This is a genomic window from Agromyces arachidis (genome assembly GCF_052805135.1).
Genome location: NZ_JBRBDK010000001.1, coordinates 33,475 through 51,469 on the forward strand (window position 1 = coordinate 33,475; position 17,995 = coordinate 51,469).

Here is a 17,995-nt window from a genome sequence, read left to right on the forward strand (position 1 = left end):
GGGGCCCGCCGCACGGCCCGCGGCGCCCGAGACGCCCGCGGGAGGACGGAAGTCAGGGCGAGCCGGCGGCCTCTCCGCACCGCACGTCCGCGATCCAGCCGTAGTCGTAGTCGTCCTGGCCGAACACGACGGGGGTCGCCTCGCCGGCGCGGGCATCCGGGATCGCCACGGTCTCGCGGGCCTGCACGACCCAGGTCTCGTCGTCGTTCGTGAACTCCAGGTCGACCTCGAGCGACGGGCACGAGGCCTCGGGAATCAGCACCGCCTCCCAGCACCCCGCGGCGAACTCGGCGGGGCAGCGGGCCTGGTACCGCCCGTCGGCGTACTCCTCAAGGCCCGACGGGAACGTGAAGTAGGTCTCGTCCGCCGAGTAGCGGACCGCGTCGCCGTCGGACGACCAGTCCGCATCGTCGACCGTCACCGCGGCCTGGTCGACGAGCTGCTCCGCGAGCCTCGTCGCGCCGAGGCCGGCGCCGACGACGAGGGCGACGACGCCGGCGCTCGCGGCCACGATGCCGATGACGAGCACCGCCCTGCGGCGACGGCTCCAGCGGGGTGCTCCCGTCTGACCGGGTCGGGGCGTCGTGACGGGCCGAACGGGCGTCGCGGCGGCCGTCGGCGCGTGCTCCGTCACGGGCGTCGGCAGCACCCACGGCGCGGCGTCCGTGCTCGCGGACGGCAGGAGCGCGCGGCGCGCGTCGGCGAGCGTGCTCGCCCACGCCGTCGCGGCGTCGCGGCCCGCGGCATCCGGGTAGCGCGACGGATGCCGCTCCCAGGACTCGCGCGCGAAGGCGGATTCCACCGCCGCAGCGGTCAGGGGCTCGTCGGGGTCGAGGCGCAGCACCTGCCGCGCGGTGTTCGGGTCCACAGCAGGATCGTAGGGGCGCGACCGCCCGACCGCGTCCCCGGTCCGCTGATCGCGGCCGACCCGTGACCTTCGGCCCGCGGCGGCGACGTGCCGCGCTCGGCCGGCCCGTCGGCGACCTAGTCCAGCGGGCTGACGACCGTGACCCGGAACGGGGCGGCCATGAGCTCGGCCAGCGGCTCGAAGAGCCCGCCCGCCATGGCCTCCTCGAGGTGCGCCATCCGCGACTCGGCGGAGTCCCAGTCCGCGATCTCCACGAGGGTGTCCGGATCGTCCAGCACCTCGTAGCGGGTGCTGCCCAGGAAGCCGCGCCGGTCGCGCCCCTGGGCGGCGACCAGGTCGTCGAGCCGGCGCTTCAGCGCGTCGCGCTCCCCGGGCCTCGCCTTCATCTCGACGATCACCTTGATGGCCATCTCGCGACCTCCTCACGGGCGCCCGCCGCGGGCGGCGCTGACCGGATCCTACGCCGCGCCGCGCCGCGCAGGCAGGGTCATCCGCATCATCCGGGTGCGGCACGCGCCGCGAGCCGGTGGTGCGTGCAAGACTCGCCTCGATCGCGACACAGACATGTCGTGAGGATCGCCAGCACCGATGCCGAAGCCGACGAGTCGACCCAGGGGGTCCGGATGCCCGACCGCGCCGACCCGTCGACGGCCGATGCCGGCGACGACGCCCTGGCGTGGTTCACCGAGGTCGTGCAGCAGCATTCGACCGCGCTCGTCCGGTACTTCGCCCGCCGGGGCCCGCGGCAGGACGCGGAGGACCTCGCCGCCGACGTGTTCGCGACGGCGTGGCGGCGCCGCGACAACGTGCCCCGCGAAGCCGTGCTGCCGTGGCTCTACCGCACGGCGGGGTTCACGCTCGCGAACCACCGGCGCAAGCTCGTCGACCTTCCGGTCGACGCGGTGCCCGAGTCCGGGGCGCCGCGCGTCGCCGACGACCCGGAGCTGAGCGCACTCTTCGACGACGAGCTGCGCGGCGCCCTGATGAGCGTCGGGGAGCGCGACCGTCGCATCCTGCTCCTGCACGCGTGGGAGGGCCTCGACGGCGAGGGGCTCGCGCAGGTGCTCGGCATCTCGCGGTCGGGGGCCGACGCCGCCCTCTCCCGGGCGCGGAAGCGGCTCCGCGAGGCCTGGGGCGACCGGATGTCGTTCTGACGCCATCCCGTGCAAGGTTCGCCGCTCGCGGCACACAGGCATGGGTGAGAGCGGATGTCACGGAGGGCGATCGACATGGACGACGACGAGCAGCGCGACCCGATGCAGCGCCTTCGCGCCGCCGACCCCGCCGCCGGGGCCGAGCCCCGCGAGGGGTTCGCCGAGGAGGTCCTCATGCGGGCGACCTCCGCCGAGGCGGGGGCCGCGGCGGGACCGGCGGCGGCATCCGTCACCGATCTCGGCGCCGAGCGCGCGCGACGCCGGACGGGCTGGCTGCAGGTGGCGGCGATCGCCGCCGGGCTCGCGGTCGTCGGGACGGCGGGGTACGGGATCGGCGCGACCACTGGGGGAGCGGCGGACCTCGCCGGCGGTGCGGCGCCGCCGATCGTGCTGCAGGGCGCCGACGGCTCGAGCAGCGTCGAGCAGGGTCCGGGCGTGCCCGAGGGCCCCGTCTCGCCCGACGCCAAGTCGGCTGCGCCCGACGCCATGATCTGGCCGCCGTTCGGCGGGGGCCGGAACTCCTTCAGCGCGTCGGGGCTCTCGGACGAGGCGGGCACGGCTGCGGTGTACGGCTACGACGCCCGCGCGGCCTCGAACGCCCGGACCGTCGCCGAGCTGGCGGCGGCGCTCGGGGTCGAGGGAGCCCCGGAGCTCGTGGACGGCTCGTGGACGGTCGGCCCGCAGGACGGCACCGCGCCGTCCCTCGGCGTCTCGCTCGACGGCACGCTCGGCTTCTGGTACTCCGACCCGAGCCTCAACCCGTGGGATTGCCCGGTCTCCAGCGACGGCAGCGCGGAGCCGTGCGAGCCGACCGGCGAGCTTCCGGGCGAAGCGGCGGCGATCGACGCGCTGCGCTCGCTCCTGGCAGCGACGGGGCGCGACGTGGCGTCGTACGAGTTCACGTCGGAGACGTGGGAGGGCGCCGTCACCCGGACGGCGCAGGCGTGGCCCGTCGTCGACGGGCAGCGCGTCGACCAGGCGTGGAGCATCGAGCTCTCCGACGCGGGGATCGTCAGTGCCTCCGGCGTGCTCGCCGAGCTCATCGGTCTCGGCGACTACCCCGTCGTGAGCGAGCGGGAGGGCTTCGAGCGACTCTCCGACCCGAGGTTCGGCGCGTGGATGACGATCATGCCCGCCGCAGCCGAGGACGCCCCGGTCACGACGGAGGAGTGGGTGCCGCCGACCGAGCCGCCGGCCGCGCCCAGCCCCGGCGCCGAGGTCGCCTGGCCCGTGAACGACGTCGAGATCGTCGAGGCGCGCCTGGGCCTGGGAAGCCAGTGGCAGCCGGACGGGAGCGTGCTGGTCGTGCCCGCCTACGAGTTCACCGACGCGGACGGAGGCACATGGTCGGTCATCGCAGTCGCCGAGTCGAGCCTCGACTTCTCCGCCGAGTAGGCCTGTCGCCGCGCGGTCGCCCGGGCTAGGGTCGAGGGCACCCCGCGACGGCGCGGGGAGTCAGGAGCCCGCCATGCACGACCACGTCTACCGCGTCACCGAGATCGTCGGGAGTTCCTCGGAGAGCCAGGATGCCGCCATCCGCAACGCGATCGCACGGGCGACGTCGACGCTTCGGAACGTCGACTGGTTCGAGGTCGTCTCGACGCGGGGTCACGTCGCCGACGGCGACATCGCGCACTTCCAGGTCACCCTGAAGGTCGGATTCCGTCTCGAGGAGTGAGGCCGCTCAGTCGGCCGGGGCGACGCCGGTCTCGTCGCGGAGTCGAGGTTCGGTCCGCAGGTCCGGGCGCAGCCCGGCCTTGTCGGCGTAGAACGCGCGGATGCGGTCCATGTCGGCGGCGACGTCGCCGGTGAGTTCGAACGTCGGACCGAGGCCGGTCGTCATGGTGGTGCGATCGACGAACCCGAGCGTCACCGGCATCCCGGTCTCGCGGGCGATCCGGTAGAACCCGGACTTCCAGTAGGCGTTCGACCCGCGGGTGCCGTCCGGCGTCACGACCAGGCCGAAGACCTCGCCCGCGCGGATGCGCTCGACGACCTCGGACACGACACGGCTCGGGTCGTCGCGGTCGACGGGGATGCCGCCGAGCCCGCGCATGATCGGCCCGCGCCATCCGGCGAACAGGCTCTTCTTGCCGAGCCAGCGGATGTCGAGGCCGTAGCGCCAGGCGATGCCGAGCATCAGCACGAAGTCCCAGTTGGACGTGTGAGGCGCACCGATCAGGACCGACGGCCGCGTCGGGGCGGGATCGCCCGCCAGGGTCCACCTGCTGCAGGCCCAGTAGACGCGGGCGACCAGTCGTCGGAGCATCCGGCAACCGTACGACACCGCGTATGCCGCGCGCGGTATGGGCGGTTCCGCCGCACCGTGCGCGCTGTGGAGCGGTGACACGCCGGAGCGGCGTCACCTGCGACCTCGGCCCCGCGCGTAACCTGAGGGGTTCAGGACGAACGTTCAACTAGAACTTCACACTTCCGCCTTCCGCCCCTACACTGCGAGGACGAGCGTAGGGCGGTCCCACTCGCCCGCGCTCCTCCGTGGGGGAGGCGCAGCATGGTCGGATCGGTCCGTTCACGCCTGATCGTGACGATGACCTCGGCGATCGCGATCGCGCTCGGCGTCGCGGTGCCGGCCGGGGCCGAGGAACTCCTGCCGGTCTCGCAGGAGCCGGTCGTCGAGGCCACCGCGGCTCCCGAGTCGCCCTCGCCCTCGCCGGAGGCGACCGCATCGCCCTCGCCGAGCATCACCCCGACCGAGTCGCCGTCACCGAAGGGAGGCCAGCAGGGCCTCGCGGACACCACGCAGCAACTCTCCCTCCAGGAGGCGACCGAGCAAGCCGTCACCGAGGAGGCCGCGTCGCAGACGGTCGAGGGGCCGGTCATCGAGGCCTTCGCCTCCGGAGTGCACCGACTGGCCGGCGCCGATCGCTACGAGACCGCCGTCGCGATCTCGAAGCGCTTCGCCCCCGGCGTGCCGGTCCTCTACATCGCCACCGGACTCAACTTCCCGGACGGGCTGACGGCTGCGGCCGCGGCGGCCGCGGCCGGAGGGCCGCTGCTCCTGACGCGGACCGACGCGATCCCCGACGTCGTCCGGGCCGAGATCGTCCGTCTCGCGCCGGCGCGCATCGTCGTGGCGGGCAGCGACGCGGTCGTCGGCGCCGCGGTGTACGACGAGCTGGCGTCGCTCGCGCCGGCGATCAGCCGGTTCGGCGGGATCGATCGATACGAGACCGGCGAGCAGCTCGTCGGGGACGCCTTCGATGCGGCCACCGAGGCCTTCGTCGCGACGGGATACGACTTCCCCGACGCGCTGGCCGCGTCCGCGGCGGCCGGGGCGATCGGCGCTCCGGTGTTCCTGGTCGAGGGGCTCGCGCAGTCGGCCCGCTCCAGCACCATCGCGATGATGAAGTCCCTGGGCGTGCGGACCGTCCGCATCGCCGGCAGCGCGGGTGCGGTGAGCAGCGGGATCGCCGCGCAGCTCGCCGGCAACGGGTTCACGGTGCTGCGACACGAGGGGCCGGACCGGTACCTCACGGCGACCGCGATCAACGAAGCAGTGTTCCGCAGTACCGCATCGGCCGTGGGCAGTGCCTTCCTCGCCACCGGGGTCGAGTTCGCCGACGCGATGTCGGGTGCAGCCCTCGCCGGCGCACTGGGGTCGCCGCTCTACCTCACCAGAGCCACCTGCATCCCGTACCCGGCGTGGGACGCGCTGCGATCGATGGCCCCGCCCGCGCGCGTGATCCTCGGAAGCGTCGGCGTCGTGGGCGACGAGGTCGCGCGCAACGTCGCGTGCGCGACGGACTGGGCCAAGCCGGCCGAGGGGCGCATCACCAGCGACTTCGGCCCGCGCGACCCAATCTGCACGAGCGGCGGATGCACCTCGTCCTTCCACGGCGGCACCGACATCGGAACGGGCTGCAACGCGCCGATCTACGCGGCGAGCTCCGGGACCGTGAGCACCGCGGGGTGGGTCGGCACGTACGGGAACTTCATCAAGATCGCCCACGCGTCGGCCATCGACACCGGCTACGCCCATCTCGTCGACGGCGGCATCCGGGTCAAGGTGGGCCAGAAGGTGACGGTCGGCCAGCTGATCGGCTATTCGGGGACCACCGGCGCGTCGACCGGATGCCACCTGCACTTCGAGGTCTACCAGAGCGGGACGCGCATCGATCCGGTGCCGTTCATGGCGGCGCGCGGGGTCACGCTCGGCTGAGGTCGCCGGATCGTCGGGTCGGCGCGAGCGGCCGTCACGCGTCGGGGCAGTGCACGCGCGTCGGCGTCCCGGCGTTCCCCCGGTCGATGCGGTGACCGCCCATCGGCGCGCCGCACATCGGGCAGGTCGGGTCGGACGGAGCCCGGTAGGGCGCCTCGGGGCGACCGATGCCGACCTCGGCGGGCCCGGCGAACGGATAGAACACCCGGTTCACGCGCGCCCAGAAGCCGGGGACGCCCGCCCAGGGGTTGGGCAGTTTTGATTCGTGCACGAACAATGAGTGTACACACTATCCTCGGAGCATGGACGACCCCCTCGAGCTGGACCGGCAGCTGTGCTTCGCGCTCGCGGCGACCAGCCGCGAGGTGGTGCGGCTGTACCGCCCCTCCCTGGAGCCGCTCGGCCTCACGCACCCCCAGTACCTCGTCATGCTCGCCCTGTGGGAGCGCAGCCCGCAGCGCCTGCGGGACCTCGCCGAACGGCTCCGCCTCGAGCCCGCGACGGCCAGCCCGCTGGTGGGCCGCCTCGAGGCGGCCGGCCTGGTCACGCGTCAGCGCAGTGCATCGGATCCCCGCGCCGTCGACATCGCGCTCACCGCCGACGGCGCGGCCCTGCGCGAACGAGCGGTCCGGGTGCCGGGCGAGGTGGTCGAACGCCTGGGCCACCCGATCGCCCGTCTCGAGGCGCTCCGCGACGAACTCACCGCGTTGCTCGAGGCCGCTCGCACGATCGAGTGAGCCGCCGGGGTCGGCGGCTCCCACATCCCCGACCTCCGTGTCAAGACCCTCCCCGAAATCCGGCTGAGGCAGTGGAATGACCCCGCGGGTGACCCGAAGCCCGCGACAGGCCGTCGGCCCGCGTGGAAGTTCGACCACGCAGCCCGGTGCGACCGGGAAGGCCGGCGGCCTGACATCCCCCCGCATCGGAAGGACAGGCATGGGCAGTCTCTCGCTCGGCCGCATCGTCACGGTCGACCTCCCCGACGACGTGCTCGCCCACGTGCACGCCGTGATCATCGCCAAGCTCCGCGTCCGCGAGCCCGTCGTGGTCGGCTGGGTCGCCGAGGGCGGACACCACGACGAGGTGATGGTCAACCCGGCCATGCCCGTCCTCGCCCAGTACGACGACGACGACGCCCAGCTGGACCGGCGCTGGCTGAACCGGCTGATGATGGCGGCGAACGGCGTCCGGGGCCTGCAACTCACCCCGGACCTCGTCGACGCGCTGCACGCGATCCAGGACGAACCGGCGGATCCCGCGCCACCGGTGTCCACGACGGGCTGACCCGCCCGGAGCGTCGGCGCCCGGACCCGATGCGGATGTCGCAGGCCGGTGGCACCATTGGGTCGTGCCCGAGATGCCCGAGGTCGAGGCGCTCGTCGGTTTCCTCCGCGAGCGCGCGGTGGGCCGAGCCGTCGCCTCCGCGAGCGTCCTGGCGATCTCCGCCCTGAAGACCTTCGACCCGCCGCTGGACGCGCTGGCGGGCGGGCGCATCTCCGCGGCGAGCCGGCACGGCAAGTTCCTCGACCTCGCGATCGAACCACGCGGCGAGGTCGGCGGCGACCTGATCCATCTCGTGTTCCACCTCGCCCGTGCCGGTTGGCTGCGGTGGTACGACGAGGTCCCGGCCACGGTGCTGCGACCGGGCAGGTCGCCGATCGCGCTGCGGGTCCGGCTCGACGACGGCTCGGGGTTCGACCTCACCGAGGCCGGCACGAAGAAGTCGCTGGCCGTGTACGTGGTCCGCGACCCGGGCGCGGTGCCGGGCATCGCACGTCTCGGGCCCGATCCGATGTCCGCGGACTTCACGCTCGACGACTTCGCTGCGCTGCTCGCCGGGCGTCGAACGCGCGTGAAGGGCCTGCTGCGCGACCAGACGGTGCTCGCGGGCATCGGCAACGCCTACTCCGACGAGATCCTCCACGCGGCGAAGATGTCGCCGTACCGACTCGCGGCATCGCTCGAGCCCGACGACGTGGCCGTCCTCTTCGCCGCGATGCGCGAGACCCTCGGCGAGGCGCTCGCCGAGGCGTCCGGGCGTCCCGCCGCCGAGCTGAAGGACGCCAAGCGGCGACGACTCCGCGTGCACGGCCGCACCGGCGAACCATGCCCGGTGTGCGGCCACACCGTCCGCCAGGTCGAATTCCACGACTCGACGTTCCAGTACTGCCCCACCTGCCAGACGGGGGGCAAGCCGCTCGCCGACCGCGTGCGATCGCGACTGCTGAAGTAGGCCTGAGCGGATGCCGCGAGGGCGCTGAATCGCGCCCCGTTCCCAGCCGCGCGGTGGTTCACTCGGCCCATGGCGTCGATCGCGATGTTCCCGCTCGGGAGCGTGCTCTTCCCGCACATGCCGCTGGCGCTGCGGGTCTTCGAGGAGCGCTACCTCGTGATGATGTCGCGGATCCTGGCCGACCAGCCGGCCGAGTTCGGCGTGGTGCTGATCGAGAGCGGCCGCGAGGCCGCGGGATCGGAGCAGCAGCGTCGCTTCGCGCACGGCACGGTCGCGCAGGTCACCGAACTGGGCGAGACCGACGGCATGCTCGCGGTCGTCGCCCGCGGTGAGCGGCGGATCGAGGTCGTCGAGTGGCTCGCGGACGATCCGCATCCCGAGGCGGTGGTCCGCGAGCTTCCGGAGCTGGAGTGGGACCCGGCACTCGCCCCGCTCAGGGAGAAGGCGGAGCTCGTCGTGCGGCGGACGATCGCGCGGGCGAGCGAGTTCGTCGAGCTGCCGTGGGACGCCGACATCGCACTGAGCGACGACCCGGTTGCCTCCGCCTGGCAGCTCGCCGGCATCGCGCCGCTCACCGCGCTCGATCAGGTGAAGCTGCTGGGCTCGCGCACGCTGCAGGAGCTCCTGACCCGGTTGGTCGAGCTCACGCACGACGCCGGGGAGGTGCTCACGGCCGCATGGACCGCCGGCGACTCGCTCGACGCCGAGCTGGCCGGGCTCGCCGGCACCGGGCAGACCGCGCCCGGCGCGGAGCCCGGAGAGGCGGCCGACGGCGGACCCCACGACGACACCGACGACCGGGACGACAGCGAGGAGAACCACACGTGACCGATCGATGGACCCGAGTCGAATGCCCGAAGTGCGGCGGCATCGCCGCCGCACTGGTGACCGTCGTCCCGACCATGGGGGATGCCGGTCTCGCCGTCAGCTCGTATCGGTGCCCGAGCGGATGCGGCCTCGACGACGTGCACGCGCAGGTCGACGAGGCGCTCCACATCCGTCACGTCTTCGGCTGATCGGGCTCCGTCGTCCGCACGGGCTCCGCCGGAGCGGCGTCCGCCGGGTGGGCGTCCTGATCGTGCGCGGGGTCGCCGTCGTGACCGTGGTGGCTGACGGGCTCGTCGCGTCCGGCGTCGATGACGTCGTGCTCGTGGTGGCTGACGGACTCGTCGCGTCCGCCGTCGATGACGTCGGGATCGATCGCCTCGGCGCCTCGGGCGTGCTCGGCCTGCTCGGCTCGCAGCCGCTCGGCGTCCGATCGGTGTCCGCGGCTCTCATCGGCGAGCCGCTCGGCCTCGAGCTTCGCCTCGGCGGCCTTCGCCTCCGCCTCGCGCGCCGCCGCGTCCGCCTGCGCCGCGCTGACCTCGCGCTCGCGGGCCTGCTGCTCGGTCTCGGCCGCGCGCTGGCGGAGTTGCTCCGCCTCGTTGCGGCGCGCCTCGACCTGCGCCTCGCGACGGCGGTTCGACGTCGCCACCCAGGCGACGACGGCGATGAGCGCCACCACGGCGATCACGCCGATGACGATCCAGATGATGATGCCGGTGTCCAATTCCACGGTGCTCGACCTTTCCGTCGGGGATCGCCCAACTGAACCGCAGCGCGATCACCGGCAGGAAGGGGTTGCGCGCGTGCTCGGGGCTGTGCTCAGGCGCCGTCCGTGCCGCGAGCGTCGGGTGGGCGGGATGCCGCGGCGGCGAGGATGGCGCTGACGTCCTCGTCGCGCGTCTGACGGAAGTCGACGTACTGCATGCCCACCGACATGAAGTCCGCGGGTGCGCGGACGGCGACGACCTCGTCGGCCTCGGGGATGGCCGCGAGCGCGCGCGGCGACCCGACCGGCACGGCGAGCACGACCCGACCCGCGCCCCGGGCCCGCGCGATGCGGCAGGCGACCCGAGCGGTGCAGCCGGTCGCGACTCCGTCGTCCACCACCAGCACCGTGCGTCCTGCCAGTGGGAGCGGCGGGCGACCCGCGCGGAGGCGTCCGACCTCGGCGTCCAGGCCGGCGCGCGCGCGTCGCTCGATCTCCGCGAAGTCCTCGTCGGAGATCCGTGCCATCCCGACGACGTCGTCGTACCGGATCGTGGCGCCCTCCTCTCCGACCGCGCCCATCGCGACGCCCGGGCTGCGGGGGAGGCGGAGCACGCGAGTTCCGAGCACGTCGAGCGGCGCATCGAGCGCGCGCGCCACGACGTCGGCGACGGGCACGCCGCCGCGAGGCACGCCCATGACCACCGGGTCGCGCAGCCCGAGGCCGCCCACGACGGATGCCAGCTCGCGGCCCGCGGCACGACGATCGGGGAACCTGGTCATGAGCGGGCACCGCCGCGCGCCGGTGGGGAGGCCCCTGGTGGTGCGGCGCCCAGGTGCGCCGTCGGAGGAGCTGCGTCGGCGCGCCGGGTGGAGTTCGCCATTCGCTCACCTTCGCATATGCTGAGGACACCCTCCCCCTGGACGGGGGGACCCGTTCAGATTGGGATCGGCATCGCCCACGGCGCTGCCGTCCGACTTGGAGTGCCCGTGGGACGTCATAGCGTCGCGGCTTCGGTGAAGGTGCCGAACCGCCGATTCCTCCTGTCCGTCGCCGCCGGCGCGGCCGTCATCGCGCTCGTCGCGTCAGGCGTCTACATGTGGGTCGGGGGTCATCTCAACCCGCTGTTCGCGGCGGCCGACCAGCCGTCGTGCGACGAGCCGGAGCAGATGGTCGTCGTCGCCGACACGTCGATCGCGCCGTCGGTCGCCGAACTCGCAGCCGACTTCGACGCCGATCCGAAGCGCTGCGTGCAGACCGAGGTGCGCGCCCAGGACTCCGCCGACACGGCCGCCTCCGTCGCCGCCGGCACCTCCGACGCCGACGTGTGGATCCCGGACTCCACGTTCTGGATCGACCGCACCCGGGCCACCGCGACCTCCCTCGGCCTCGGGGCGCCCGTGCTCGACGTCCGCGATTCCGTCGCGACCTCGCCGATCGTCTTCGCCGCGGCCGCGTCCGACGCCGAGGAGCTCGCCGAGGAGCCGGTGAGCTGGGCCAGGGTGCTCGGCGGCCAGCTGCCGGCCCTCCTGCCCGACCCCGAGGCATCCGCCGCGAGCCTCGCCAGCCTCTTCGCGCTCAAGGGCCAGGCGTCGGCCGACGACCCCCGGCAGTTCGCCGGTGCGATGATCTCGCTGAGCAAGTCGATCCCCGCGTCGACGGATGCCGCGATGGCCACCGTCACCTCGTCGTCCTCGCCGCTGATCGTGCTGACGAGCGAGGCGCGGGTCGTCGAGCACAACTCCGACCAGTCCGCCGAGCCGCTCGTCGCGGCGTACCCGACGGAGGGCACCGTCGCGCTCGACTACCCGTTCGTGCGGATGGCCAAGGATCGCTCCGAGAACATCGACGCGTTCGAGAAGGCGCTGGGCAAGGCCGCCGAGCACCTCGCCGAGGCCGGCTTCCGCGGGCCCGACGGCAGCGGCGAGCTCGAGGTCCGCGGCGTCGCGGCGACCGCGCCGCCCGCGCAGACCGAACTGGACGGTGCCGCGCAGATCGAGATCCTCCGCTCGTGGGGCGTGTTGACGATGCGCGGTCGCATGCTGGCCGTGATCGACGTCTCCGGATCCATGGAGGAGCCCGCAGCCAACGGCCTCCGCCGCATCGACGTGTTCCAGCAGGCCGCGATGGGCGCGGTCCAGAAGTTCTCCGGCGAGGCCGAGCTCGGCGTCTGGCTGTTCTCCACGGCGCGCAACGGCACCCTCGACTACGAGGACGTCGCGCCGATCGCGCCGCTCGCCGACGCGGCGCACACCCAGCGCATCGGCGGCATCATCCAGTCGCTCCCGTCGCGCCTGGGCGGGGCCACGGGCCTCTACGACACCACCCTCGACGCGGTGAAGCGCGTGCGCGAATCGTACGACCCGGAGAAGATCAACTCGGTGCTCGTGATCACCGACGGCAAGAACGAGGACGACAACGGCATCAACCTCGACCAGCTCCTCGCCGAGCTGAAGAAGCTCGACGACCCGAACGAGCCCGTTCCCGTGATCATGATCGGCTTCGGTCCGGACACCGACCTTCCGGCCATGCAGAAGATCGCCAAGGCGACCAAGGGCGGGGCCTACTCGGCCTCGCAGCCCGAGGACCTGGGGACCGTGCTCGTCGACGCGATCTCCCAGCGCACCTGCCGGCCCGACTGCGGCTGAGCGCCGGCGCGCACCCGGAAGACGCGAACGCGGCGTCCGCCAGACGAGGCGGACGCCGCGTTCGCGTCGGTCTGCGTGATCAGTGCGCCGGCGGCGACTGCATCATGTCCGCGGGGCGGCGCACCATCGTCGCGCCCACGATCGCGAACACCGACACGATGGCGCCGGCGAGGAACGCGCTGCGCACGCCTGCCGCCTGCGCGGCGATCGGGTCGACCCCGGCGCTCTCGGCGGTCGCGGCGGTCGCGGTCATCACCGTGATGAAGAGCGCGGTTCCGGCCGCGCCCGCGACCTGCTGGAGCGTGCCGACGATGGCGGAACCGTGCGAGTACAGGTGCGGCTCCACCGAGCCGAGTGCGCTCGTGAAGAGCGGGGTGAACATGAATGCGAGCGCCGTCGAGAGCGCCATGTGGGCGATGAGCACCATCCAGAGCGGCGTCGACCCGGTGAGGAGCGTGAACGACCAGAGCACGCCGCTGACCACGACGCTGCCGGGGACGAGGAGCGGCGTCGGACCGACCCGGTCGTAGAGTCGCCCGACGGTCGGACCGAGCAGTCCCATGATCAATCCGCCCGGCAGGACGAGCAGTCCGCTCGTCAGCGGCTCCATCCCCAGCACGTCCTGCACGTAGACCGGCAGGAGGATGAGCGTGCCGAACAGCGCGGCCATCATGACCGCCATCAGCGCGATGGAGACCGCGAAGTTGCGCGTGCGGAACGTGCGCAGGTCGAGGAGGGCGTGGTCGGAGCGCTGCAGCCGCAGCTGGCGCAGGATGAACACGAGCACTCCCGCGGCGCCGACGGCGAGGCTGATCCACATCGCCGGCGCGTCGCCGGGGGCGCGCCCGCTGACGACGCCGCCCACCAGGCTGAGGCCGTAGACGAGCCCGCCGAATCCGAAGGCCGAGAGCACGACCGAGAACAGGTCGATCGGGAACACGCGCGTCTCGCCGACGCTGGTCACGCGACGCAGGCCGATGACGAGCATCGCGACCGCGATGGGCAGGACCAGCCAGAACATGTAGCGCCAGCCGAGGTAGTTCAGGATGAGGCCCGAGATCGCGGGCCCGATCGCCGGGGCGACCGACATCACGATCGAGACCCGGCCCATGAACCTGCCGCGGTCCGACGGTGCGACGAGGGTCATCAGGGTCGTCATGAGCAGCGGCATCATGATCGCGGTTCCCGTGGCCTGGACGATCCGGGCGGCGAGCAGCACCTCGAACCCGGGCGCGAGCGCCGCCAGCAGCGTGCCCGCGGAGAACAGGCTCATCGCGGTGCCGAAGATGGGCCGCGTCGGGAACCGCTGCAGCAGGAACCCCGTGACCGGGATGACGACAGCCATCGTGAGCATGAACGCGGTCGTCAGCCACTGGGCCGCGGCGAGCGTGATGCCGAGGTCGTCGACCAGGCGCGGGATCGCGACGCTCATGATCGTCTCGTTGAGGAACACGACGAACGTGGCGGCGAGCAGCAACCAGATCACGCGCGTCTCACGCGCGCCGCGCTGCGGGAGGGCCTCGCGGACGTGCTGGTCGATCGCCCGTTCCTCGGCCGAGCTCGGGTCGGCCGCGTCGGGTGCGGCGTCGATCCGGGGCATCGTGATCGAGCCGGTGTCGGGTGCGGTGCGGTCGGTCACGTTCGTCCTCGTCATCTTCGTCTGCGGCGTCGCCGGTCGAGCGGAAGCAGCGCTCCGCGCATTCGGCGAACGAGAGGTGCAACCGCGCCGCGGGGGCGCGCTATTCCCAGGCGGACGGATCCGTGCGGGCGAACGCGCCGGGGTACCCGACTCGGCGGGCCGGTTCAGCGAACGATATCCCGCACCGCCGACACGGCCTCGACGAGCGCGGCCGCGGCTCGTTCCACGTCGGACTCCGACGTCATCGCGCCGAAGGAGAACCGCACGGCGGTCCGCGCCACGTCCGGTGCGAACCCCATCGCGGTCAGCACGTGCGACGGCTCGTCGCTGCCCGCGGCGCACGCCGAGCCGCTCGAGACGATGACGTCGCGCCGCTCGAGCTCGAGCAGTACGGCCTCTCCGGACGTGCCCGGGAAGACGTACGAGACCGTTCCCGGGAGTCGACGCCCGGGGTGCCCGGTGGGGACGGCGTCCGGCACGGACGCCGCGACCAGCGCCCGGAAGCGGGATGCCAGCGAGGCCAGTCGCGGCGCGGCATCCGCCCGCTCGAGGTCGGCGAGGCGCAGGGCCGTCGCGAACGCCACCGCGCCGGCCACGTTCTCGGTGCCGGAGCGCCGCCCGCGCTCCTGGCCGCCGCCGTGCACGACGGGTTCGAGTGCGAGCCGGCCGCGCACGACCAGCGCGCCGGTGCCCTTCGGCGCGCCGACCTTGTGCCCCGCGAGCGACAGCGCGTCGACGCCCAGTCCGTCGAGCGGGAGCGGGAGCCATCCGGCCGCCTGCACGGCGTCGGTGTGCACGAGCGCGCCGGCCGCGTGGGCGACCCGGGCGAGGTCGGCGATCGGGTTCACCGTCCCGACCTCGTTGTTCGCGAGCTGCACCGAGACGAGCGTCGTGTCGGGCCGGACCACCCGGGCGAGGGCGTCCGCGTCGACCGCGCCGGTCGCGTCGACCGGGACCTCGTCGACGGCGAACCCGTGCAGCCGGTGCAGCGCGTCGGCCGCGGCGAGCACGGCCTCGTGCTCGACGGGGGAGACCACCACGTGCCGTCCGCGGGGGTTCGCGATCGACAGCCCCAGCACCGCCAGGTTGTCGGCCTCGGTCCCGCCCGAGGTGAAGACCACGTCGCCGGGCCGGCATCCGACGACCGCGGCGACCTGCTCCCGCGCCTCCGCGAGCGCGCGCGCCGCCTCCTCACCGAGTCCGTGCGAGCTGGAGGGGTTCCCGAACGCGCCGGTCAGGTATGGCCACATCGCCTCGAGCGCCTCGCGGCGCACGGGCCCGGTGGCGGCGTGGTCGGCGAAGATCACGGCGTCTCCCGCGCGGGGCCGGGCGAGGGCGGCTGCGCTCCCGGCTCGATCACCACGTCGAGCCCGAGGTCGAGCGCGCGGGCCGAGTGGGTGAGCGCGCCGACCGAGATCACGTCGACGCCCGTGGCGGCGATGGCGGCCACCGTCTCGAGGCGCACGCCGCCCGACGCCTCCACGATGGCGCGCCCGGCGATGAGCTCGACGCCGGCGCGCAGCTCGTCGACCGTGAAGTTGTCGAGCATGATCGTGTCGGCGCCGCCGGCGAGGACCGGCTCGATCTGGTCGATCCGGTCGACCTCGACCTCGAGGTGCGCCGTGTGCGGCATCCGCTCGCGGGCCTCGTGCAGCGCGGTCGCGAGGTCGGCGCCGCCGGCCGTCAGCACGGCGAGGTGGTTGTCCTTGGCCATGACCGCGTCGGAGAGCGACCGGCGGTGGTTGCGCCCGCCGCCGTCGCGCACCGCCTGGCGCTCGAGGGAGCGCAGGCCCGGCGTCGTCTTCCGCGTGTCGACGATCCGGGCGCGCGACCCCGCGACCGCGTCGACGTACCGAGCGGTGAGCGTCGCGACCCCCGACATCCGCTGCACCAGGTTGAGCGCGACGCGCTCGGCGCGCAGGATGCCGCGGGCCGGACCGGCGACGCGGGCGAGCACGTCGCCCGCGGCGAACCGCCGACCGTCCGGGGCCACCGCCGTCACCTCGATTCGCGGGTCGACGAGGCGGAAGGCGGCTTCGAGCACGCGCGCACCGCTGAAGACGCCGGGTTCGCGGGCTGCGAGCTCGGCGGTCGCGGTCGCGGCCTCGGGGATCAGCGTCTCGCCGGTCAGGTCGCCCCACGGCGCGTCCTCGTCGAGCGCGAGGAGCACGACGCGTTCGATCTCGCGCGATTCGGTCATCAGGCGGCCTCTCGTTCGTCGATGGCGTTCGTGGCGTCGGTGCGGGTGTGCGCGCCGACGCTGTGCGTGCGGGCGAGCGCCGCGGCGACCGTGAGCCGTGCGAGCTCCAGGAGGTTGCGGTCCTCGACGCTCCGGCGGTCGACGGGCTCGGGCGCCCGCCATCCGTCGAGGCGAGCGGATGCCGCGGCCAGCCCCTCGGCGTCGCGCTCGAGCCCGACGCGGTCCCACATGAGCTGCTGCAGTTCGCCGCGGTCGACGACCGGCAGGTCGTGGGTCTGCGAGTCGTCGGACGATCGGCCAGGCGTGCCGGGGGTGCCGTCGGCGTGTCGGTCGATCCGGCCGACGACCGGCCGGTTCGCCGGGGCGGGGGCGGATGCCGCGGCGGCGAGGTCGCGTGCGACCCGCTCGGCGAACACGGCGCCTTCGAGCAGCGAGTTCGAGGCGAGCCGGTTGGCGCCGTGCACGCCCGTTCGGGCGACCTCGCCGACCGCCCGGAGGCCGGGCAGGCTCGTGCGACCCTCGAGGTCGGTGACGATCCCGCCCATGGCGTAGTGCGCGGCGGGCACGACCGGCACGGGCTCGCGCGACCAGTCGAATCCGGCCGCCCGGCACGCGCGGTCGAGCGACGGGAACCGCCGGGCGAGGAACCCCGCTCCGAGCCCGGTGGCGTCGAGCCGCACCGGTTCGCCGCCCTGTTCGGCCATCCGCCGCCAGACCGCCCGGGCCACGACGTCGCGGGGCGCGAGCTCGGCACGGGCGTCGACCTCGGGCAGGAACCGTCGCCCCTCCGCGTCGCGGAGCACCGCGCCCTCGCCGCGCACGGCCTCGGAGATCAGGGGCGTGCCCGGCACGGCGAGCGCCGTGGGGTGGAACTGCACGAACTCGAGGTCGGCGACCGCGGCGCCGGCGCGCGCGGCCGCCGCGACGCCGTCTCCCGTCGCGAGGTCGGGGTTCGTCGTGTGCCGGAACAGGCACCCGGTGCCGCCGGTGGCCAGCACGACGGTGTCGGCCCCGAGTTCCCGCATGGCGCGGTCGCGGTCGAGGACGCGCACGCCGCGCACGTGCCCGGCGTCGACGAGCAGGTCGACGAGGATCGTGTGCTCGAGCACGTGCACGGCCCGCCGCCGGAGCGTCGCCACGAGCGCCGCCTCGATCGCGGCGCCGGTCGCGTCGCCGCCCGCGTGCAGGATCCGCGCGCGCGAGTGCGCCGCCTCGAGCCCGCGAGCGAGGCCGGACTCGTCGGCGTCGAAGGCGACGCCGAACCGGATCAGGTCGCGGATGCGTGCCGGTCCCTCCGACGTGAGCACGCGCACGGCGCCGGGGTCGCCGAGGCCCGCGCCGGCTGCGAGCGTGTCGGCCGCGTGCCGCTCGGGGGCGTCGCCGGCGAACACGGCCGCGGCGATCCCGCCCTGCGCCCACGGGGTCGCACCCTCGCCCAGGCCCGCCTTCGTCACGACCGTGACGTCGCATCCCGCTTCGGCAGCCCGGATCGCCGTCCACAGCCCGGCGATGCCGGAGCCGACGACGATGACGCGCGACATG

The 17,995-nt window shown here is 73.9% G+C and carries 20 protein-coding genes; 10 read left to right on the forward strand and 10 right to left on the reverse strand.

Features of this window, described 5'->3' with window-relative positions:
- Positions 1–52: 52 nt before the first annotated feature.
- Together ACUY4T_RS00180 and ACUY4T_RS00185 are read right to left on the reverse strand one after the other, a co-directional pair.
- Positions 53–868 (reverse strand): hypothetical protein, encoded by an 816-nt coding sequence (locus tag ACUY4T_RS00180; protein ID WP_446016880.1) that lies wholly within the window; start codon positions 866–868, stop codon positions 53–55.
- Between the two features lie 116 nt (positions 869–984).
- Positions 985–1,278: a putative quinol monooxygenase gene (locus tag ACUY4T_RS00185; RefSeq protein WP_446016881.1), complete on the reverse strand. Its 294-nt coding sequence runs from the start codon at positions 1,276–1,278 to the stop codon at positions 985–987.
- Between the two features lie 159 nt (positions 1,279–1,437).
- Between ACUY4T_RS00185 and ACUY4T_RS00190 the strand changes: the two genes are divergently transcribed.
- The 3 genes from ACUY4T_RS00190 (at position 1,438) to ACUY4T_RS00200 (ending at position 3,700) form a co-directional block, all read left to right on the forward strand.
- Entirely contained in the window at positions 1,438–2,022 is a 585-nt protein-coding gene (locus ACUY4T_RS00190; RefSeq protein WP_446016882.1) for an RNA polymerase sigma factor, read from the forward strand.
- Positions 2,023–2,097: 75 nt separating this feature from the next.
- Complete coding sequence (locus ACUY4T_RS00195) at positions 2,098–3,417, forward strand: hypothetical protein (RefSeq protein WP_446016883.1); 1,320 nt, start codon at positions 2,098–2,100, stop codon at positions 3,415–3,417.
- A 73-nt stretch (positions 3,418–3,490) separates the two neighbouring features.
- Positions 3,491–3,700, forward strand: a complete 210-nt coding sequence (locus tag ACUY4T_RS00200; protein ID WP_446016884.1) for a dodecin — start codon at positions 3,491–3,493, stop codon at positions 3,698–3,700.
- 6 nt (positions 3,701–3,706) lie between these two features.
- On the opposite strand, the gene ACUY4T_RS00205 is transcribed toward ACUY4T_RS00200, so the two are convergent.
- Positions 3,707–4,291: a 1-acyl-sn-glycerol-3-phosphate acyltransferase gene (locus ACUY4T_RS00205; protein WP_446016885.1), complete on the reverse strand. Its 585-nt coding sequence runs from the start codon at positions 4,289–4,291 to the stop codon at positions 3,707–3,709.
- Between the two features lie 243 nt (positions 4,292–4,534).
- Here ACUY4T_RS00205 and ACUY4T_RS00210 point away from each other — a divergent pair, with 243 nt between their 5' ends.
- Positions 4,535–6,202 carry a cell wall-binding repeat-containing protein gene (locus ACUY4T_RS00210; RefSeq protein WP_446016886.1) on the forward strand — a complete coding sequence of 556 codons (1,668 nt, stop codon included), beginning with the start codon at positions 4,535–4,537 and terminating at the stop codon, positions 6,200–6,202.
- Positions 6,203–6,236: 34 nt separating this feature from the next.
- On the opposite strand, the gene ACUY4T_RS00215 is transcribed toward ACUY4T_RS00210, so the two are convergent.
- Positions 6,237–6,473, reverse strand: a complete 237-nt coding sequence (locus ACUY4T_RS00215; protein WP_446016887.1) for a hypothetical protein — start codon at positions 6,471–6,473, stop codon at positions 6,237–6,239.
- A gap of 31 nt (positions 6,474–6,504) precedes the next feature.
- Here ACUY4T_RS00215 and ACUY4T_RS00220 point away from each other — a divergent pair, with 31 nt between their 5' ends.
- From ACUY4T_RS00220 to ACUY4T_RS00240, 5 genes are all read left to right on the forward strand, one after another.
- Entirely contained in the window at positions 6,505–6,939 is a 435-nt protein-coding gene (locus tag ACUY4T_RS00220; protein WP_446016888.1) for a MarR family winged helix-turn-helix transcriptional regulator, read from the forward strand.
- Between the two features lie 199 nt (positions 6,940–7,138).
- Complete coding sequence (locus tag ACUY4T_RS00225; protein WP_446016889.1) at positions 7,139–7,486, forward strand: DUF7882 family protein; 348 nt, start codon at positions 7,139–7,141, stop codon at positions 7,484–7,486.
- A gap of 64 nt (positions 7,487–7,550) precedes the next feature.
- Positions 7,551–8,435 (forward strand): Fpg/Nei family DNA glycosylase, encoded by an 885-nt coding sequence (locus ACUY4T_RS00230; protein WP_446016890.1) that lies wholly within the window; start codon positions 7,551–7,553, stop codon positions 8,433–8,435.
- A gap of 69 nt (positions 8,436–8,504) precedes the next feature.
- On the forward strand, positions 8,505–9,263 hold the full coding sequence (locus tag ACUY4T_RS00235) for an LON peptidase substrate-binding domain-containing protein (protein WP_446016891.1): 759 nt from the start codon (positions 8,505–8,507) through the stop codon (positions 9,261–9,263).
- Positions 9,260–9,451: a hypothetical protein gene (locus tag ACUY4T_RS00240; RefSeq protein WP_446016892.1), complete on the forward strand. Its 192-nt coding sequence runs from the start codon at positions 9,260–9,262 to the stop codon at positions 9,449–9,451. Before ACUY4T_RS00235 ends, ACUY4T_RS00240 begins: the two co-directional genes overlap by 4 nt.
- Here the strand turns inward: ACUY4T_RS00240 and ACUY4T_RS00245 are convergent.
- Together ACUY4T_RS00245 and ACUY4T_RS00250 are read right to left on the reverse strand one after the other, a co-directional pair.
- The gene (locus tag ACUY4T_RS00245; RefSeq protein ID WP_446016893.1) at positions 9,436–9,990 is read right to left on the reverse strand and encodes a hypothetical protein; all 555 of its coding nucleotides are present in this window, start codon (positions 9,988–9,990) and stop codon (positions 9,436–9,438) included. The two genes, ACUY4T_RS00240 and ACUY4T_RS00245, sit on opposite strands and share 16 nt — an antisense overlap.
- A gap of 89 nt (positions 9,991–10,079) precedes the next feature.
- Positions 10,080–10,748: a phosphoribosyltransferase gene (locus ACUY4T_RS00250; protein ID WP_446016894.1), complete on the reverse strand. Its 669-nt coding sequence runs from the start codon at positions 10,746–10,748 to the stop codon at positions 10,080–10,082.
- A 234-nt stretch (positions 10,749–10,982) separates the two neighbouring features.
- Between ACUY4T_RS00250 and ACUY4T_RS00255 the strand changes: the two genes are divergently transcribed.
- Positions 10,983–12,614, forward strand: a complete 1,632-nt coding sequence (locus ACUY4T_RS00255; RefSeq protein ID WP_446016895.1) for a substrate-binding domain-containing protein — start codon at positions 10,983–10,985, stop codon at positions 12,612–12,614.
- Positions 12,615–12,693: 79 nt separating this feature from the next.
- Here the strand turns inward: ACUY4T_RS00255 and ACUY4T_RS00260 are convergent, their stop codons facing one another.
- From ACUY4T_RS00260 to nadB, 4 genes are all read right to left on the reverse strand, one after another.
- Positions 12,694–14,214, reverse strand: a complete 1,521-nt coding sequence (locus ACUY4T_RS00260) for an MDR family MFS transporter (protein ID WP_446017398.1) — start codon at positions 14,212–14,214, stop codon at positions 12,694–12,696.
- A gap of 203 nt (positions 14,215–14,417) precedes the next feature.
- On the reverse strand, positions 14,418–15,560 hold the full coding sequence (locus ACUY4T_RS00265; protein ID WP_446016896.1) for a cysteine desulfurase family protein: 1,143 nt from the start codon (positions 15,558–15,560) through the stop codon (positions 14,418–14,420).
- The gene (gene nadC / locus ACUY4T_RS00270) at positions 15,557–16,453 is read right to left on the reverse strand and encodes a carboxylating nicotinate-nucleotide diphosphorylase (RefSeq protein ID WP_446016897.1); all 897 of its coding nucleotides are present in this window, start codon (positions 16,451–16,453) and stop codon (positions 15,557–15,559) included. The genes ACUY4T_RS00265 and nadC overlap by 4 nt, the downstream gene beginning before the upstream one ends.
- A complete protein-coding gene (gene nadB, locus ACUY4T_RS00275; protein ID WP_446016898.1) occupies positions 16,453–17,994 on the reverse strand; it encodes an L-aspartate oxidase in 1,542 nt (513 codons plus the stop codon). The genes nadC and nadB overlap by 1 nt, the downstream gene beginning before the upstream one ends.
- Position 17,995 lies beyond the last annotated feature (1 nt).

What these genes read in the sequence shown, in the direction of transcription:
- ACUY4T_RS00185 (WP_446016881.1), bottom strand. Translation starts at nt 1,278, where the DNA reads ATGGCCATCAAGGTGATCGTCGAGATGAAGGCGAGGCCCGGGGAGCGC.
- ACUY4T_RS00195 (WP_446016883.1), top strand. Translation starts at nt 2,098, where the DNA reads ATGGACGACGACGAGCAGCGCGACCCGATGCAGCGCCTTCGCGCCGCC.
- ACUY4T_RS00200 (WP_446016884.1), top strand. Translation starts at nt 3,491, where the DNA reads ATGCACGACCACGTCTACCGCGTCACCGAGATCGTCGGGAGTTCCTCG.
- ACUY4T_RS00205 (WP_446016885.1), bottom strand. Translation starts at nt 4,291, where the DNA reads ATGCTCCGACGACTGGTCGCCCGCGTCTACTGGGCCTGCAGCAGGTGG.
- ACUY4T_RS00210 (WP_446016886.1), top strand. Translation starts at nt 4,535, where the DNA reads ATGGTCGGATCGGTCCGTTCACGCCTGATCGTGACGATGACCTCGGCG.
- ACUY4T_RS00220 (WP_446016888.1), top strand. Translation starts at nt 6,505, where the DNA reads ATGGACGACCCCCTCGAGCTGGACCGGCAGCTGTGCTTCGCGCTCGCG.
- ACUY4T_RS00225 (WP_446016889.1), top strand. Translation starts at nt 7,139, where the DNA reads ATGGGCAGTCTCTCGCTCGGCCGCATCGTCACGGTCGACCTCCCCGAC.
- ACUY4T_RS00235 (WP_446016891.1), top strand. Translation starts at nt 8,505, where the DNA reads ATGGCGTCGATCGCGATGTTCCCGCTCGGGAGCGTGCTCTTCCCGCAC.
- ACUY4T_RS00250 (WP_446016894.1), bottom strand. Translation starts at nt 10,748, where the DNA reads ATGACCAGGTTCCCCGATCGTCGTGCCGCGGGCCGCGAGCTGGCATCC.
- ACUY4T_RS00260 (WP_446017398.1), bottom strand. Translation starts at nt 14,214, where the DNA reads ATGCCCCGGATCGACGCCGCACCCGACGCGGCCGACCCGAGCTCGGCC.
- nadC (WP_446016897.1), bottom strand. Translation starts at nt 16,453, where the DNA reads ATGACCGAATCGCGCGAGATCGAACGCGTCGTGCTCCTCGCGCTCGAC.
- nadB (WP_446016898.1), bottom strand. Translation starts at nt 17,994, where the DNA reads ATGTCGCGCGTCATCGTCGTCGGCTCCGGCATCGCCGGGCTGTGGACG.